The organism is Andreprevotia chitinilytica DSM 18519, assembly GCF_000711875.1.
GTDB classification, from domain to species: domain Bacteria; phylum Pseudomonadota; class Gammaproteobacteria; order Burkholderiales; family Chitinibacteraceae; genus Andreprevotia; species Andreprevotia chitinilytica.
In genome coordinates this window covers 285,171-301,510 of sequence record NZ_JONM01000004.1, presented here as the reverse complement: position 1 = coordinate 301,510, position 16,340 = coordinate 285,171, and the positions used below count along the sequence as shown (strand labels likewise).

General features: G+C 60.8%; 17 protein-coding genes. 2 read left to right on the top strand and 15 right to left on the bottom strand.

The window, feature by feature from the left end; translation table 11 throughout:
* Position 1: 1 nt before the first annotated feature.
* Entirely contained in the window at positions 2-799 is a 798-nt protein-coding gene (locus tag BR41_RS08035) for an aspartyl/asparaginyl beta-hydroxylase domain-containing protein (protein ID WP_035054879.1), read from the bottom strand.
* 469 nt (positions 800-1,268) lie between these two features.
* Here BR41_RS08035 and BR41_RS08030 point away from each other — a divergent pair, with 469 nt between their 5' ends.
* Entirely contained in the window at positions 1,269-2,300 is a 1,032-nt protein-coding gene (locus tag BR41_RS08030; protein ID WP_035054877.1) for a threonine aldolase family protein, read from the top strand.
* A gap of 43 nt (positions 2,301-2,343) precedes the next feature.
* Here the strand turns inward: BR41_RS08030 and BR41_RS08025 are convergent, their stop codons facing one another.
* The 8 genes from BR41_RS08025 to glmU form a co-directional block, all read right to left on the bottom strand.
* Positions 2,344-2,871, bottom strand: a complete 528-nt coding sequence (locus BR41_RS08025; RefSeq protein ID WP_035054875.1) for a hypothetical protein — start codon at positions 2,869-2,871, stop codon at positions 2,344-2,346.
* A 222-nt stretch (positions 2,872-3,093) separates the two neighbouring features.
* Positions 3,094-3,534, bottom strand: a complete 441-nt coding sequence (locus tag BR41_RS08020) for a PaaI family thioesterase (protein WP_051710481.1) — start codon at positions 3,532-3,534, stop codon at positions 3,094-3,096.
* Between the two features lie 5 nt (positions 3,535-3,539).
* Positions 3,540-4,160: a 2-hydroxychromene-2-carboxylate isomerase gene (locus tag BR41_RS08015; RefSeq protein WP_035054865.1), complete on the bottom strand. Its 621-nt coding sequence runs from the start codon at positions 4,158-4,160 to the stop codon at positions 3,540-3,542.
* Positions 4,161-4,164: 4 nt separating this feature from the next.
* Positions 4,165-5,100: a CmcJ/NvfI family oxidoreductase gene (locus BR41_RS08010; protein WP_211251694.1), complete on the bottom strand. Its 936-nt coding sequence runs from the start codon at positions 5,098-5,100 to the stop codon at positions 4,165-4,167.
* Positions 5,101-5,234: 134 nt separating this feature from the next.
* Positions 5,235-6,149 (bottom strand): LysR substrate-binding domain-containing protein, encoded by a 915-nt coding sequence (locus BR41_RS08005; protein ID WP_035054863.1) that lies wholly within the window; start codon positions 6,147-6,149, stop codon positions 5,235-5,237.
* Between the two features lie 44 nt (positions 6,150-6,193).
* The gene (locus tag BR41_RS08000) at positions 6,194-6,691 is read right to left on the bottom strand and encodes a DUF2199 domain-containing protein (protein WP_035054861.1); all 498 of its coding nucleotides are present in this window, start codon (positions 6,689-6,691) and stop codon (positions 6,194-6,196) included.
* The gene (locus BR41_RS07995) at positions 6,688-7,587 is read right to left on the bottom strand and encodes a 5'-nucleotidase (RefSeq protein WP_035054859.1); all 900 of its coding nucleotides are present in this window, start codon (positions 7,585-7,587) and stop codon (positions 6,688-6,690) included. The genes BR41_RS08000 and BR41_RS07995 overlap by 4 nt, the downstream gene beginning before the upstream one ends.
* Before the next feature lie 256 nt (positions 7,588-7,843).
* Positions 7,844-9,220 carry a bifunctional UDP-N-acetylglucosamine diphosphorylase/glucosamine-1-phosphate N-acetyltransferase GlmU gene (gene glmU, locus BR41_RS07990; RefSeq protein ID WP_035054857.1) on the bottom strand — a complete coding sequence of 459 codons (1,377 nt, stop codon included), beginning with the start codon at positions 9,218-9,220 and terminating at the stop codon, positions 7,844-7,846.
* Between the two features lie 228 nt (positions 9,221-9,448).
* Here glmU and BR41_RS07985 point away from each other — a divergent pair, with 228 nt between their 5' ends.
* Positions 9,449-10,816: an L-serine ammonia-lyase gene (locus BR41_RS07985; protein ID WP_035054855.1), complete on the top strand. Its 1,368-nt coding sequence runs from the start codon at positions 9,449-9,451 to the stop codon at positions 10,814-10,816.
* Between the two features lie 187 nt (positions 10,817-11,003).
* On the opposite strand, the gene BR41_RS07980 is transcribed toward BR41_RS07985, so the two are convergent.
* The 6 genes from BR41_RS07980 to BR41_RS07955 are packed head-to-tail and all read right to left on the bottom strand — an operon-like array spanning position 11,004 to position 16,329.
* Positions 11,004-11,426, bottom strand: a complete 423-nt coding sequence (locus BR41_RS07980; RefSeq protein ID WP_245615827.1) for a F0F1 ATP synthase subunit epsilon — start codon at positions 11,424-11,426, stop codon at positions 11,004-11,006.
* 17 nt (positions 11,427-11,443) lie between these two features.
* Positions 11,444-12,823, bottom strand: a complete 1,380-nt coding sequence (gene atpD, locus BR41_RS07975; protein ID WP_035054851.1) for a F0F1 ATP synthase subunit beta — start codon at positions 12,821-12,823, stop codon at positions 11,444-11,446.
* A gap of 39 nt (positions 12,824-12,862) precedes the next feature.
* Complete coding sequence (gene atpG / locus BR41_RS07970) at positions 12,863-13,735, bottom strand: F0F1 ATP synthase subunit gamma (RefSeq protein WP_035054849.1); 873 nt, start codon at positions 13,733-13,735, stop codon at positions 12,863-12,865.
* A gap of 27 nt (positions 13,736-13,762) precedes the next feature.
* On the bottom strand, positions 13,763-15,304 hold the full coding sequence (gene atpA / locus BR41_RS07965; protein ID WP_035054847.1) for a F0F1 ATP synthase subunit alpha: 1,542 nt from the start codon (positions 15,302-15,304) through the stop codon (positions 13,763-13,765).
* A 10-nt stretch (positions 15,305-15,314) separates the two neighbouring features.
* Positions 15,315-15,851: a F0F1 ATP synthase subunit delta gene (locus BR41_RS07960; protein WP_035054845.1), complete on the bottom strand. Its 537-nt coding sequence runs from the start codon at positions 15,849-15,851 to the stop codon at positions 15,315-15,317.
* Positions 15,852-15,858: 7 nt separating this feature from the next.
* The gene (locus BR41_RS07955; protein ID WP_035054843.1) at positions 15,859-16,329 is read right to left on the bottom strand and encodes a F0F1 ATP synthase subunit B; all 471 of its coding nucleotides are present in this window, start codon (positions 16,327-16,329) and stop codon (positions 15,859-15,861) included.
* Positions 16,330-16,340: the final 11 nt, after the last annotated feature.

Below are 16,340 nucleotides of genomic sequence, written 5' to 3'. Positions count from 1 at the left end.
GTCAGGCCATCCATTGTTGTTGCCAGCGTTGGCGGCTTTGTCGCATCACGGATTGCACGTCTTCCTCACTGAAGGCGTGGCCGTGCTGCTGGCCGAGTGCCACTACGGTTTCGATGAATTGCTTGTGCTCTTCGATCGCGAGCAGCGCATCGGCAAGGTTGGCATCTGCCGCGATCAACGCCTGAAATTCTGCAAAGGCACGCCGGCCCCGGCTCAGGCCGAGCGTTGGCGTGGTCGGTGCACCGGCCGCGATGGCTTGCAGCAACCACGGGCTGCGCTGGCAATCGAGCACCAGATGAATCCGGTCATGCGGGCTGGGGTTGTCGACCCGGTGCGGGCGGGACAAATCCAGAAACCAGCACTCGCCCGGCCGCATGGGCACTAGATGGCCTTCGAGCAGGAATTCGACCGCTTCATGACTGCGCAGCGGCAGGTGGATACGCAGATCGCTATCCGGGCCGGCCAAGTCGAAATCGGCATGCTCCCGAATCGCCGCCCCCGGCCCCAAGCGCAGCAGGCGGGCGCTGCGGATGGGCGCATCGATCTGATTGAGCGCGGCCTGCCATGCCGGGTCACCCGCAAACACTTTGGTCGGCTTGGGTTCGCCGCTGCCGGGGGCCAATTCGAGCACCGCATTCGCTGGCGCAATCAACGCCACGCCGCTCCAGTCGCCGCTGAAATAGCCGGTGTTGAAATGCGGCTGCCACGCATCGGCCGGCACACGCGCCAAGGCGGCGAGCAGGGGTTCGATGTGGATGGCGATGGGCAGGCGGGCGCACAGCGGCAGGGCGTCGGGCATGGTGGATTTGGTAGAGACGAGGGTGGGGGGATTCTAACGTGGGAATTCCGTTGGCATGGGGTTGGTGGGGGGGTGAGTCTTGGAAGCGCGAAGACGTCATCAATCATTCGTAGGGCGTAATCCCCGCAGGGCATTGCGCCCTACGAGGTTTAGGCACAGCCACAATATTTTGTCCCCTCGCCCCCGCGTGCAAGGCTTTAAGTTTTGTGCGTGAGCGGACTTTTGTTCCCTCTCCCACTTGTGGGAGAGGGTTAGGGTGAGGGTGCTTTAATTAGGACGCAGAAGATTGCGCGACCCTCACCCCCGGCCCCTCTCCCACTAATAGCTGAGCAAGGCTAAAGCCTTGCACGCGAGGGCGAGGGGAGAAAACAGCGTGTGCGGGATCAGGAACCACCGCTTAGGATGATCCGCAGTACTGAATTCGCCCCCGCAGCAGTTACCCTTGTGGCATACCAAAGAGGGCACACCCATGAACTGGATCGATCTGCGCAGTGACACCGTTACCCCACCCACCCCAGCCATGCGCGCTGCAATGGCTGCCGCCGAGGTCGGCGATGATGTCTACGGCGATGACCCCACCGTGCACCGGCTCGAAGCCCGCTCAGCGGAGCTCGTCGGCAAGGAGGCCGCGCTGTTCGTGCCGACCGGCACCTTTGGCAACCAGCTGGCGCTGTTCACGCATTGCGACCGCGGCGATGAGGTGATTCTGGGGGAGGAGACGCACATCGTCTGGCACGAGGTCGGTGCAGCAGCAGTGATTGCAGGGGTGAATCTGCGGCCGGTGCCGACCCGGCTCGGCGAGCTTGATCCGCAAGACATCACCCGCCGCGTGCGCCCGGCTGGCGATATCCATCTGCCGAAGACCGGTCTGGTCTGCCTGGAAAACGCCCACTCCAACGGCCGGGCGTTGCCACTCGCCAATATGCAGGCTTGCCACGCCGCAGCCAAAGCCGCTGGCCTGCCGGTGCATCTGGACGGCGCGCGGCTGTTCAATGCGGCCACGGCGCTGAATGTCGATGCCCGCGAGATCACGGCTTGTGCGGATACGGTGATGTTCTGCTTATCCAAAGGGCTGGCTGCACCCATCGGCTCGATCCTGGCCGGCCCGGCCGATTTCATCGAGGTCGCCCGCAAGAAGCGCAAGTTGCTGGGGGGTGGCTGGCGGCAAGCCGGCATGCTGGCCGCAGCGGGCTTGCTCGCCATCGACGAGATGCGCCTGCGGCTGGGCGAGGATCACGCCAATGCCAAGTTGCTGGCCGACTTGCTGGACGGGTTGCCGGGCATTCGCGTTCGGCGCGATCAGCTGGATATCAATATGGTGTGGTTCGATGTGGCGGCAGAAATCGATGTGCCGCAGCTGATGGCGGATTTGCTGGCAGCCGGCATCAAAGCCAATCCACCCGAGGATGGCGTGATGCGGCTGGTGACGCATTGGGCGGTGGATGCGGCAGCGGTGGGGAAGGTGGCTGGGGTGCTTCGCGCCGCGGTATTGCAGGCGTAGCAGCAACGGGAGAGGGGGCAGGCAACGCCGCCCCCTGCATGCGTTAAATACCGAATTCCAGCAGCACCGTTCCGCTGATCGATTGCAGCCCTCCAGTGCTTTCACAAGCGAGCAGGTCTGTATCCAGATAGGTAATGGTGCGCGTCACCGCAGAACCCGATCCAAGGCCGGCAGTCACGGTGCCCGTCGCGATGACCTGATTCTGCCCATTCGCCTTGACCGCCCGATTCGAGGTGAAGGTGATATCGCTCGTTTCCCCATCACTCCAGACATAAGTCGTCGAGAACGGCTGGCCGGCGAGGCCAGTGCAGGAGGTGGTGATTGTGCCGGTTGAGAAATTCGTCCCGCTGGTAATGGCGAAGAGGAGCGGTATGGGGCAGAGGGTCAGGTGTTCGTTGTAAGTGAGGGTTGTTGTGGCGGTCGTATTGGTCACGCCGGGTGAATAGCTGGTGTTGGTGTTGCCGAGGCAGGTCAGCAGCATGGGTGTGGCATGCGCGACGGAAACAGGTGCAAGCAGCAAAATGATGGCACTGGTGACGGAGGCACAAAGACTGGCGAAGTATTTGTTCATGGCAGATTCCTCAGTGGTATTTGCTTGAAGACAACTCCAAAAAACACTGCGCAATGCAAACCCCAGACCGCGCACTGCGACAGCCCTCACACGAAAGCAATTTTGATGAAAGACATTGTTCATATGAAGAAAGTATTTATACAGACTAAATCTGGGGTTGGTAAAGCGGGGGTTGAGCTCGGCTGCGGGTAACCGGCCGTGTGCACAGCAGCGCGTGTAGTCTCACCCAATCACCGCAAACGTCGCCCGCATTGCCGCAATCGCTTTGCCGTCGCACAAAATCGCGCCGGAGGCATGGCACAGCAGGCCGCCCAGCTTGATGCGATCAATCTCGCTCTCGATCCACTGGCCGGCCTTGACCGGCCGCAGGAAATCCACGCTCAGGCTGGAAGTCACAAAGCGCGTTTCCTTGGGTAGCTGGTGCCCGACATTGTTGGCCAGCCACACATCCGCCATGGTCGAAATGAAGCCACCGTGGGCAATGTCGAAGCCATTGCAATGCGCCGGGGCAACTTCGAGGCGGAAGATCAGGCCGGGGCCAGCGGCTGCAATGGTGGGCTTGTAATAGATCTGAGCGAACGAGGGCACGAAATGCCCCCGCGCCGGCCAGATGGCAAAGCCTTCTTCGAGCCATTGGGCTTCGAGCGCGGTGGGTTCTCGCATCGGGGTCAAGTCTCCTCAGTTGCAAATAACAGTGCGTCGTCGAGCCGGTCGTTGCCCCAGAACATCTCGCCGCGCACGAAGAACGTCGGCGCGCCGAAGATGCCTTTGGCCTGAGCGGCTTCGGTCTGCTGCCGCAGCCGGCGCTTGTTGGTCTCCGACTGCGCCTCTTCGATGATCTTTGCTGCGGGCAGACCAAGCAGAGTGAGCACGCCGCTCACGGCCTCGACCGTGTTGATATCCTGATCGGCCGCGAAGTTGAGCTGAATCATCCGCCGGCAGAACTCACCTTGCCACGGTTGCCCGTCGCCCAGCAGCGCTACCCGTGTGGGTAGCAATGCGACTCGGGGAAAGGTGGTCGGTTGTTTCCAGGGCAGATCGTATTTGCGGCACTGCCGGATCATATCCAGCCAGGCGTAGTCGCCCTTGGCTTTTTGCAACACGAAGGGCGAGTTGTCCCAGCCGAAGGACTTGAAGATCGGGCCGAGCAGGAAGGGTTTCCACACGACGGTAACGCCGTGCTGCGCGGCGGCGACTTCGATGCGCATCACGCTCAGGTAGCTGTAGTTGCTGCCGAAGTCGAACCAGCAGTCGATTTCGCGGCCGGCAGCGCTGCTTGTTTGTGTCATCGGCTCACTCATAAATCACCAAACAACGAATTTCGATGCTTTCACGCAAGGGCGCATCCGGCGGGGTGTTCGGGTGATCGAAGGCGGCATGCGGCACGAAGCGGGATACACCGCTGGCCTGCGAATCGTACTGCTTGAAGACGAGCGCCTCGTGCCGGTCCATCGCCGAGTAATAAGCCCATTGATGCCGGGGCGAATGTTCAACCAGATAGATTTCACCGGTGCGGTTCGGATAGCGCACCTCACTGGGCACGAGCCGGGTGGCCGACACCGTGCGCGCATCACAAACCGCAAGCGGCGTATCCAGCACCGGCCCTTTGATGGAGCGCCAGATATTGACGATGCTGTAGCGCTCGACCGCACCGGCTTCGATTGCGTCTTGCAGCACCAAGCCCAAGCGCTTGCGGCCTGATTCTTCGGAGTAATCGTTGTGGATACGGCCAGCGGCGGCCGCTTGCGTGCCGTCGCCGTGGCGGCCGAAGGTGAGCGCCGGCCGGCCGGCTTCGCGCTTGCGCACCAGATGGTCGAACACGTAGGCCCGCTGCGCACCGGTGACTGCGCGGGCCAGCTCTGCGGCCTCGCGGTAGTAGATATCGACGATGGCCGATTCGTCTTGAAAGTTGGTCACCGCCGAGGGCGCATCCCACAACTCGAACCCTTCCACATGCACCGATGGCCGGGCGGAGAAACTACGAGCGTCGGTGATGCGCATGGCGCGTACGTCGTACTCGCAGTTCTGCCACGGCTCGCCTTGCGGCGGTTGGTACATGTAGTTGTAGGGGCGCTCGCGGGTGGGCTGCAGGTAGGCCAGCCCGGCGATCACGGATGGCAGTTGCGGCGCGGATGGGGCGTAATGCTGCGTGAGTATCGAGGGCGGCTGGGTTGGTATCGCATTGCCAAATGACAGGCGGCGCAGGTCTGGCAGGGTTTGAGCTTGCATGAGGTTCTCCAAAGAGGAGCGTGCGGTTCATCGGGCATCGCATTCCCACAGCACGGGTCAGGTGCGACGAACCTGTATTACAGGTGAACCTGCAGCATGCCTCAAACGAGATTTACGCGCACTTGGCATGCGTATCATGCATGTGATGCAAGCGCACGAGCTTCGGCCTTGATCCAGTTGGCGACTTCCTGCACGTCTTCACGTGGCGTTGTGTCGGCCGAGATCAACCAATAGGCGTAGTCGCTGGGCTGCGGCCTGCCCGCGCTCAGTGCAACCAGACGCTTGTCCGCCAGCATCGGCGCCACCAAGGCCAATCGCCCCAGCGCAACGCCCTGCCCGGCGACGGCCGCTTGAATCACTTGATCGTATTGATTGAAGCGCAGAATGCCTTTGGGCTTGATTGCACCTAGCCCAAGCGCATTCAGCTGCGCGGCCCATTGGAGCCACGGCCGGCTCGGGTCGTCGAATTCAAGCAACACATATTCCGCAATCACGTCCAGCGTATCGAATCCTTGCAGTCCAAGCGATGGATGGGCGACCGGCGCGAGTGATTCGCCGAACAGATGCTCCGCGCCGGCCGGCATGCTGCTGGCGGTGCCATAGCGAATCGCCAGATCGACGCCTTCCGTACGCAGATCGAGCAGCTTGTTGTTGGTCGCCACGCGCAGGTCGATATTGGGAAATTGATGCTGGAAACGACCCAGGCGGGGCAGCAGCCACAGCGCGGTGACGCCGATGCTGGCAGTGACGGTAACCGGCAGCCGCTCGCGGGTTTTGCTCAGCGCACCGTAGACATCCTGCAGCTGTTGCACGGCGCTATCGGCAACCCGGAACAGCCGCTCACCCTCTGGCGTAAAAGTGATGGCGCGATAGCCACGGTGCAGCAGCTTGACGCCCAACGCCTCTTCCAGCGCTTGCACCTGCCGGCTGACGGCCGATTGGGTCAGGCACAAGTCTTGGGCCGCGAGCGTGATGCTCATGCGCCGGCCGACAGCGACGAAACCGCGCAGCAAATCCAGTGAGGCCATACGAACGAGGGGGAGAGACATTCCGAATCCTCAGGCAGCGGGGTAATAGCCGGCGCGGCTGGCCATCAATGCTGATGGGCCTCGGCAATCTGCTGCACTTGGGCAAGCGTAATCCCCGAGCGCTGCGCAATCGCGAGGGGGTGGTCTGTCTCCTCCAGCTCGATCAGCGGGCGCTCACCCACGGCCTGCGTATGCAGCATCGTTTTGAGGGACAGCGTGGTCGGCTCATAGGGCAAGGCGCTTTGCAGCCAAGCGAAGTATGGCGGTTCGTTCTCCCGCCCTGCTTCATCCCACAACTCGCAAGCGCGCAGGAAGTTGGTTTCACTGAGCGACACCCACGCCAGCCAGACAAAGGGCTCCGGTGCATCGTGCACCGGGATCAGAATCCGGCCGAGCATGAAGAAGTACTTTTCGTCGATCACGCATTGATCGGATGAGAGTTCGGTTCGGGCTGCGCGCTCGGCTTCCTGGATTTGAAACCACAACTCCGGCGCAATCGGGCCGAAGCACATCGGCAGTTCGTCGTGGTACTCACCGCAGGTCGTGCACGTGTACCCCGTCATCGATTCGTCACCCCATACACCACCTGCCCGGTCGGCCCGACCCGCGCGCCGGATTCGCAATGGCCGGTCTGGTCGTCAAAGAAGAAGTCCGGCTGGAATTCGCGCAGGAACGGGCCTTTTTCCAAGCCGCCGAGGAACATCGCTTCGTCGACTTCGATGTTCCAGCCCATCAGGGTGCGAATAGCGCGTTCGTGCGCCGGGGCGCTGCGGGCGGTGACGAGGGCGGTGCGGATTTTCATGCCGTGGGCTTCGCCTTGTTGCTGCAGGCGGTGCAGCGCTTCCAGCAACGGCCGGAACGGGCCGTCCGGCAGCGGCAGCGCGGCTTTGTCGTGTTCGTGGGCGTGGAAGGCCGGCAAGCCTTGGGCTTGAAAAACCTGCTCAGCTTCATCGGAGAACAGTACGGCGTCGCCGTCGAAGGCGATGCGGATTTCGTCGGCGTGAGTTTCGGCGGCTTGCACCGATTGCGGGTAGACGCGTGCGGCGGGGAAGCCGGCGTTGATGGCATCGCGCACGTCGGCTTCGTTGGCGCTGAGGAAGAGGTTGGCCTTGAGCGGGGCGAGGTAGTGGTGCGCCGGTCGGCCACGGGTGAACACGCCGCGTTCGAGATGCAGGCCAGCGTGCTTGGCGGAGCGGAACACGCGCAGGCCGCTGACCGGATCGTTGCGCGACAGGATGACGACTTCGACCGGCTGCTGGCCGTTGCCATTGAACGCCAGCAGCTTTTTCACCAGCGGATAGGCGACGCCCGGCTTGGCCGGCAGATCGAGCAGGGACTGTTGCAGCGCCATATAGGCGGTGTCGTCGCTTTGCTCGAACACGCTGTTCTCTTCTTCGAAATCGAACAGTGCACGCGAGCTGATCGCGACGACCAATTTGCCATCGAGTGACGCTGCCATGTGAGGTCCTGTTGACGTTAGTTTCACGATTGCGTTTAGGGTAGTTCGGGATGCAGCGTTGGGCCGTGAAGCGCGCCGTGGTGTTTATCACCACAAGCGATTCACGGCACGGCGATACGCCCGAAATGCCCTAAACCCTCTACGTGCGAGGGATTTATCCTCGCTCAGTGATGGGGCTGGGCTTGTTGCCGCTGTCTCGCGTCACAACTGGTCTTTTCCAGCCCAGCGCAATCGCGAAACTAACGTTAACAGGGCCTCAGTCCTTTTTGATTTTGACTGGGCGTTGCCAGCCCGGAATCGTCACTTGCTTTGCGCGAGCAACGGTAAGCTCACCGGCCGGCGCATTCTTGCTGATGACCGAGCCCGCACCGGTCGTGGCTTCCTTGCCGATGGTGATCGGGGCGACCAGCACGTTGTTGGAGCCAATGCGCACGCCGTCTTCGATGATGGTGCGGAATTTGTTCACGCCGTCGTAATTGGCGGTAATGGTGCCCGCGCCAACGTTGACGCCGCTGCCCATGGTGGTATCACCGATATAGCTCAGGTGATTGACCTTGGAGCCTTCGGCGATGGTCGATTTCTTCACTTCGACGAAGTTGCCGATATGCACGTTGGCAGCCAGTTCGGCGCCGGGGCGCAGGCGGGCGTAGGGGCCGATCAGCGCGCCGGGGCCGACTTCGGCGTCTTCCAGATGGCAGAACGGGTGGATCACCGCACCGGCGAGTACCTTGACATTTTTCAACACGCAGTTGGCACCGATGCTGACATTGTCGGCGAGCTCCACCGTGCCCTCGAAGATGCAGTTCACGTCGATGACCACATCGCGACCGTGGCTGATGGTGCCACGTAGATCGAAACGGGCCGGGTCGAGCAGGCCCACGCCTGCGGCGAGCAGCGCATTGGCTTGTTCGCGCTGGTGGATGCGCTCCAGGCCGGCCAGTTGCAGCTTGTTGTTGATGCCTTCGGCCTCCCAGTGATCCTTGGGGTGGACGGTGGCGACCGGCACATCGTCACGCACGGCCAGCGCGATCAGATCGGTGGCGTAGTACTCGCCTTGGGCGTTGTCGTTCTTCAATTCGCCGAGCCAGCCTGCCAGTCGGGCCGTGGGCAGGGCGAGGATGCCAGTGTTCATTTCGCGGATCGCGGCTTGCTCGGGCGTGCAGTCTTTTTGCTCGACGATGGCTTGCACTTCACCCGCAGCATTGCGAACGATGCGGCCGTAGCCGGTGGCATCGTCGAGGATGTCGGTGAGAATGCCGAGTTTGCCGCCAGCGCTGACATCCAGCAGCTTTTGCAGTGTTTCGAGGCGCGTGAGAGGCACATCGCCGTACAACATCAAGGTCACGTCGCCGGCCACATGGGGCATCGCTTGCGCCAGTGCGTGACCGGTACCGAGTTGTTGCGCTTGATGCGCCCAGGCGAGGTCGGCTTGATCTGCGAATGCAGCTTGCACCTGCTCGCCGCCGTGGCCATAGACGACCACCAACTTGCCCGCGCCGAGCTTGCGGGCGGTATCGAGCACGTGGCCAAGCAGTGGTTTGCCGGCGATCGGGTGCAACACCTTGGGCAGACTGGAATACATGCGCTTGCCTTGGCCGGCAGCGAGGATAACGACGTTGAGCGATGGGGACATGATCAGCAGACGGATTCAAAAAGGATGGCGGCATTGTAGCGCCTGCCACCTGTGCCGCGTTGCTGGTGGAGGTGCTGAATCGATACAGGATGTTCCTGATCCTGCTCGCACCAGTTTGGGGTGCTAAATGACATATGCGTGAAATACATGCATGGAAGCACCGCGCCGTCCTACCCGAGGGTTGCGGGTGCTGGATCACAAGTCCACAGCCCACAGAGAGGCACCTGCATGATCAGTGTGTTTGAAATGTTCAAAATCGGCATCGGGCCATCCAGCTCACATACGGTCGGGCCGATGATTGCGGCGAAACGATTCGCCGATGAAGTGCGAGACAACGGCCAGTTGCCGCAAGTCGGCCGGGTGTTGGTTGAGCTGTATGGTTCACTGGCGCTAACCGGCATCGGCCACGGTACGGTCGATGCGCTTCTGAATGGCCTGGAAGGGCAAACACCGCGCGATGTTGATCCGGCGGCGATTCTGCCCCGCGCCAAGCAATTGATTGCTGGCGCAGACCTGCAACTGGCCGGCATCCACCCGGTGCCGTTCACGGCCAGGACGGATTGCCTGATGCACCGGGATCAAGCGCTGCCACGCCATCCGAACGGGATGCGGTGCTCTGCTTTTGCAGCGGATGGATCGTTATTGGCATCCACCGTTTACTACTCGGTTGGTGGCGGGTTTGTGGTCACAGAGGCCGAGTTCGATCAAGCACCACTAACGCGTACTCCACCGCCCTATCCCTTTACCACAGCCGCCGAATTACTCGGCTTTTGCCGACAGGAAAACAAAAGCATCGCCCAGATCGTGCTGGCCAACGAATGCACATGGCAGCCGGAACAGGACATACGCCGGCAACTATTGGAAATCGCCGAGACGATGGCGATGTGCGTGCGACGCGGCTGCAAAGCCGACGGCATCTTGCCCGGCCCGTTCAAGGTGCGGCGACGCGCACCGGGCCTGTATACGAAGTTGTACGACATGCTAGAAACCGGCCGTAATGATGTGATGCTGTGGCCGCTGGTGTACGCGCTGGCGGTGTCGGAGGAAAACGCGGCCGGTGGGCGAGTAGTAACAGCGCCGACCAATGGCGCGGCGGGCATCGTGCCAGCAGTACTGCAGTTCTATTGCGACTTTCACCCTGATCCGAACGATGCCGGCATTGTCGACTTTCTGCTGACGGCCGCGGCGATCGGCATGCTGTACAAGCGCAACGCGTCGATCTCTGGCGCAGAAGTGGGCTGTCAGGGCGAGGTTGGCGTGGCCTGTTCGATGGCGGCCGGTGCATATTGTGCGGTGCTGGGCGGCACGTTGGCCCAGATCGAGAACGCGGCGGAGATTGCGATGGAGCATCACCTTGGGCTGACTTGCGATCCGGTCGGGGGTTTGGTGCAGGTGCCATGCATCGAACGCAACGGTGTGGCGGCAGAGAAGGCCATCAAGATCGCTCAGCTGGCGTTGCTGGAAAGCGGGGAGCATGTGGTGTCGCTCGATCAGGTGATCGCGACGATGTATCGCACCGGGATGGATATGCGAAACAGCTACAAGGAGACGTCGTTGGCAGGGTTGGCGGTGACGATTGCGTTGCCGGATTGTTGATCAGCACGGCCCCCATTTTGTAGGAGCGAGCTTGCTCGCGATTGCCGGCCAGATTCAGCAGCGCCATCGCGAGCAAACTCACTCCTACGTGAGGTCACGAATTTGACGAGCGTTTTGCCTGACTAAGCTGAGCACAAAAAACAAAAGCAGCCCAAAGGCTGCTTTTGTCGTCTTGCGGATGTGGGGCTTAGTGGCCGCGCTTTCTGAGCTTCTCCACCACGGCGAGTTTCGCCACGGCTTCGAGCAACTCGGCTTGCGCCATTGCAAAGTCCATCGAACCGGTGCGGTTCTTCAGGGCTTCTTCGGCCTTCAGCTTCGCTTCGTGCGCCTTGGCTTCGTCGATGTCGGCACCGCGAATCGCGGTATCCGCCAGCACCGTCACCACGTGCGGCTGCACTTCAAGCAAACCACCCGAAACGTACAGGATGATATCCGGATCGTTCGAGTTGGCCGGCTTGATGCGCACTGCGCCCGGACGAACCCGGGTGAGCAGCGGTGCGTGACGCGGCAGGATACCAATCTCACCCTTGTCGGCAGGCGCCGAGACGAACTCGGCGGTACCGGAGTAGATCAGTTCCTCTGCGCTCACCACGTCCACGTGCATGGTCATGGCCATTCCCTATCCCCTTATTGCAAGGTCTTGGCTTTTTCGATCGCTTCTTCGATGCCGCCAACCATGTAGAAGGCCTGCTCTGGAAGGTGATCGTAATCGCCGTTGAGAATGCCCTTGAAGCCCTTGAGGGTTTCCTTCAGCGGCACATACTTGCCCGGCGAGCCGGTGAACACTTCGGCAACGTGGAACGGCTGCGACAGGAAACGCTGGATCTTACGCGCACGGGCCACAGCGAGTTTGTCTTCAGGAGACAACTCGTCCATACCCAGAATCGCGATGATGTCCTGCAGTTCCTTGTACTTCTGCAGCGTTTGCTGCACGCCACGGGCGACCGAGTAGTGCTCGTCGCCAACGACTTGCGGGTCCAGCTGGCGCGAGGTCGAGCCGAGCGGATCGACGGCCGGGTAGATACCCAGCGCAGCGATGTCACGCGACAGAACGACGGTTGCATCCAAGTGGGCGAAGGTCGTTGCCGGAGACGGGTCGGTCAAGTCATCCGCAGGCACGTAAACGGCCTGGATGGAGGTGATCGAACCGGACTTGGTCGAAGTGATGCGCTCTTGCAGCGCGCCCATTTCTTCGGCCAGCGTCGGCTGGTAACCCACCGCGGACGGCATACGACCCAGCAGAGCGGACACTTCAGTACCGGCCAGCGTGTAGCGGTAGATGTTGTCCACGAAGAACAGGATGTCGCGGCCTTCGTCACGGAAGTGCTCGGCGATCGACAGACCGGTCAACGCAACGCGCAGGCGGTTGCCTGGCGGTTCGTTCATCTGGCCGTACACCATCGCCACTTTGTCGAGGACGTTGGAGTCCTTCATTTCGTGGTAGAAGTCGTTGCCCTCACGGGTACGCTCACCCACGCCGGCAAACACGGACAAACCGCTGTGCGCCTTGGCGATGTTGTTGATCAATTCCATCATGTTGACGGTCTTGCCCACACCAGCGCCGCCGAACAGGCCGACCTTACCGCCCTTGGCGAACGGGCAAACCAAGTCAATCACCTTGATGCCGGTTTCCAGCAGGTCGATGGATTGGTTCAGCTCGTCGAACTTCGGCGCAGCTTGGTGAATGGCGCGGCGGACTTCGGTTTGCACCGGGCCAGCTTCGTCAATCGGGTTGCCCAGCACGTCCATGATACGGCCGAGTGTTGCGTTACCAACCGGCACCGAGATCGGTGCGTGGGTATTGCCCACCAGCAGGCCACGCTTCAGGCCATCGGTCGAGCCCATGGCGATCGAACGCACTACGCCGTCGCCAAGCTGTTGCTGGACTTCCAGCGTCAGGTCTTGGTCAACGAGCTTGAGCGCGTCATACACCTTGGGCAGGTTGTCGCGCGGGAATTCCACGTCGACCACCGGGCCAATGATTTGTACGATTTTCCCTTGGCTCATCGTTAGGGTTCCTAATAGTAAATTCGGGTTGGCGATCTGTTAAACCGCTGCAGCGCCGGCGCAGATTTCCGAAAGTTCTTTCGTAATCGCTGCTTGACGCGTCTTGTTGTACAGCAGTTGCAGATTGCCGATCACCTTGTCAGCGTTATCGGTTGCGGCCTTCATTGCCACCATCCGCGACGCTTGCTCGGAAGCCATGTTTTCCGCCACAGCCTGGTAAACCAGTGCTTCGAGGTAGCGGCTCATCAGCTCGTCGATGACAGTCTTGGCATCCGGCTCGAACAGGTATTCCCAGTTGTACTCATGCTGGGACGGCTTGGCGATTGCGTCGCCAGCCAGTGGCAGCAACTGTTCAATCGTCGGTTCCTGACGCATGGTGTTGATGAACTTGGTGTACACGAGGTGCACTTCGTCCACTTCACCCGCCGCGAACGCATCGATCATGACCTTGATCGGTCCGATCAATTGTTCGAGGTGCGGCGTGTCACCAAGGCCGGTCGCGTGCGACAGAACCTTGGCACCATTGCGGGCCATGAAACCGAAACCTTTGTTGCCGATAGCAGTAACCGCGCTTTCGGCGCCGTTCTGATGCCATTCCTTCATCTTGCCGAGGGCCAGACGCAGCGCGTTGGTGTTCAAGCCACCGCACAAGCCTTTGTCCGACGTCACGACGATGAGGCCAACCCGTTTGACGCTGTCGCGCACCACGAGATAAGGATGCTGGTAGTCCACCAGCGCTTGGGCCAGGTGAGCCGTGACCTTGCGGATTTTTTCACCGTAAGGGCGGGCCGAGCGCATGCGCTCCTGGGCTTTGCGCATCTTGGACGTAGCCACCATTTCCATGGCGCGGGTGATCTTCTGCGTGTTTTTGACGCTCTTGATCTTGGTCCGGATCTCTTTGCCGCCTGCCATGATTCGTTTCCTTTATCCGGTTCCGAATCAGTAGGCGCTGCCGGCCTTGAACGCATCCACAGCCGCGAGCAGCTTGGCTTCGTCGTCGCCGGAAAGGTCACCCTTTTCTTCGACACGAGCCAGCACATCGGCGTGGTTTGCCTTCAGGTCAGCCAGGAAAGCGGCTTCGAACGCCAGTGCACGCTCAACCTTGATGTCGTCGTACTTGCCCTTGCCGATCAGCAAGAGGGTCACGGCGAGTTCAGCCACCTTGAGCGGAGCGTACTGGGCCTGCTTCATCAGCTCGGTCACCAGCTTGCCGCGTTCCAGCTGCTTGCGGGTTGCTTCGTCCAGGTCAGATGCGAACTGGGCAAACGCCGCGAGTTCACGATACTGAGCCAGCGCGAGACGCACACCACCGCCGAGCTTGCGCACGACCTTGGTCTGAGCCGAACCACCAACGCGAGACACCGAGATACCGGCGTTCATGGCCGGACGGATACCGGCGTTGAACAAGTCGGTTTCCAGGAAGATCTGGCCGTCGGTAATCGAGATCACGTTGGTCGGAACGAAGGCGGAAACGTCACCAGCTTGCGTTTCGATGATCGGCAGAGCGGTCAGCGAGCCAGTCTTGCCCTTCACGGCGCCACCGGTCAGCTTTTCGACTTCGGCTTCGTTGATGCGGGAAGCGCGCTCGAGCAGACGGGAGTGCAAATAGAACACGTCACCAGGGTAAGCTTCACGGCCCGGCGGACGGCGCAGCAGCAGCGAGATCTGGCGATAAGCCACAGCTTGCTTGGACAGATCGTCATAAACGATCAGTGCGTCTTCGCCGCGGTCGCGGAAGTATTCGCCCATCGTGCAACCGGAGTAGGCAGCGATGTATTGCAGCGCAGCCGATTCGGATGCAGCAGCAGCGACGATGATCGTGTGATCCAGCGCGCCGTGCTCTTCGAGCTTGCGCACCACGTTGGCGATCGACGATGCCTTCTGGCCGATGGCGACGTAGATACACACGACGCCAGTGCCTTTCTGGTTGATGATCGCATCCAGCGCGACAGCGGTCTTACCGGTCTGACGGTCACCAATGATCAGCTCACGCTGACCACGGCCGATCGGCACCATGGTATCGATGGACTTGATACCGGTTTGCAGCGGCTGCGACACGGATTGGCGAGCAATAACGCCCGGCGCGATCTTTTCGATCGGGCTGGTCAGCGTCGTGCCCAGCGGACCCTTGCCATCGATCGGTTGACCGAGAGCATTGACCACGCGGCCGATGAGTTCGCGGCCGACCGGCACTTCGAGAATGCGGCCAGTGCATTTGACTTCGTCGCCTTCGGAGATGTGGGTGTATTCACCCATCACCACGGAGCCGATGGAATCGCGCTCAAGGTTGAGCGCCAGACCGAAGGTATTACCCGGGAATTCCAGCATTTCGCCCTGCATCACATCGGACAAGCCGTGGATACGAACGATACCGTCGGTGACCGACACAACCGTACCAGTGGTACGGGTTTCGGCGCCTTCCGACAGATTCTGGATCCGAGCTTTAATCAGTTCACTGATTTCGGACGGATTGAGTTGCATTAAAAATCTCCTAGCTCTTCAGGCTCGTCGCGAGCGCTGCCAGCTTGCCTTTGACGGATGCATCGATCACCAGATCACCGACCGTCACCTTGACGCCACCGATGAGGTCCGGATTGACCGTGACTTCGGCTGCGACCTTGCGGTGCAGCTGGGCAGAAAGCTGACTCGCCAGCGTATTCTTCTGGGCGTCATCAAGCGGAAAAGCCGATTCGATCACGGCTTCGACTTCGCCTTCTTCGGCGGCTTTCAGTGCTTCGAATAATTCCGAAACACCGGCCAGCGCCGTAAAGCGACCGTTTTCCAGCACGATGGCAATGAGGTTTTTCGTCTCATTGCTGACATTGCCGCCCAGCAGGCTGACCAGCAGCTGCTGAACCTGAGTTGCGGAATACTTAGGGTTGGCCACGACGTCTTGGGCGGTCTGGTCCTGAGCGATCAGGGCCAGGTTAGCGAGCACTTCCGACCATTGGCCGAGAGTGCTGGACTCTTTCGCCAGACGGAAGACAGCCTCGGCATAAGGTCTTGCGACGGTGATGAGTTCTGCCATGACTGTCTTACAGTTCCGCTTTGATGGATGCCAACAGATCGGCGTGCTTCGCTGCGTCGATCTCGCGTTTCAGGATCTTCGTAGCACCGTCAACGGCCAGCTCGGCGACCTGCAGGCGCAGGACTTCCTTGGCATGTTGAACTTGGCTATCGATTTCAGCCTGAGCGCCTTTGACCAGCCGCTCACCTTCGTGCTTGGCCGCAGTCTTCGCCTCTTCGACGAGTTGCGTTGCACGCTTTTCGGCTTGGGCAATGATCTCGGCGGCATGCTGTTTGGCTTCGCGCAGTTTGTCTGCGGAGGCTTTCTCGGCATTCGCCAGATCTTGCTTGGCACGATCAGCGGCAGAGAGACCCTCGGCAATACGACGAGCGCGCTCTTCCATCATGTTGGTCAGCGGAGGCCACACGAATTTCATCGTGAACAGGACCAGGATCACAAAAGTGATCATCTGGCCTAGCAGGGACAAATTGATATCCACGCTGAATGTCC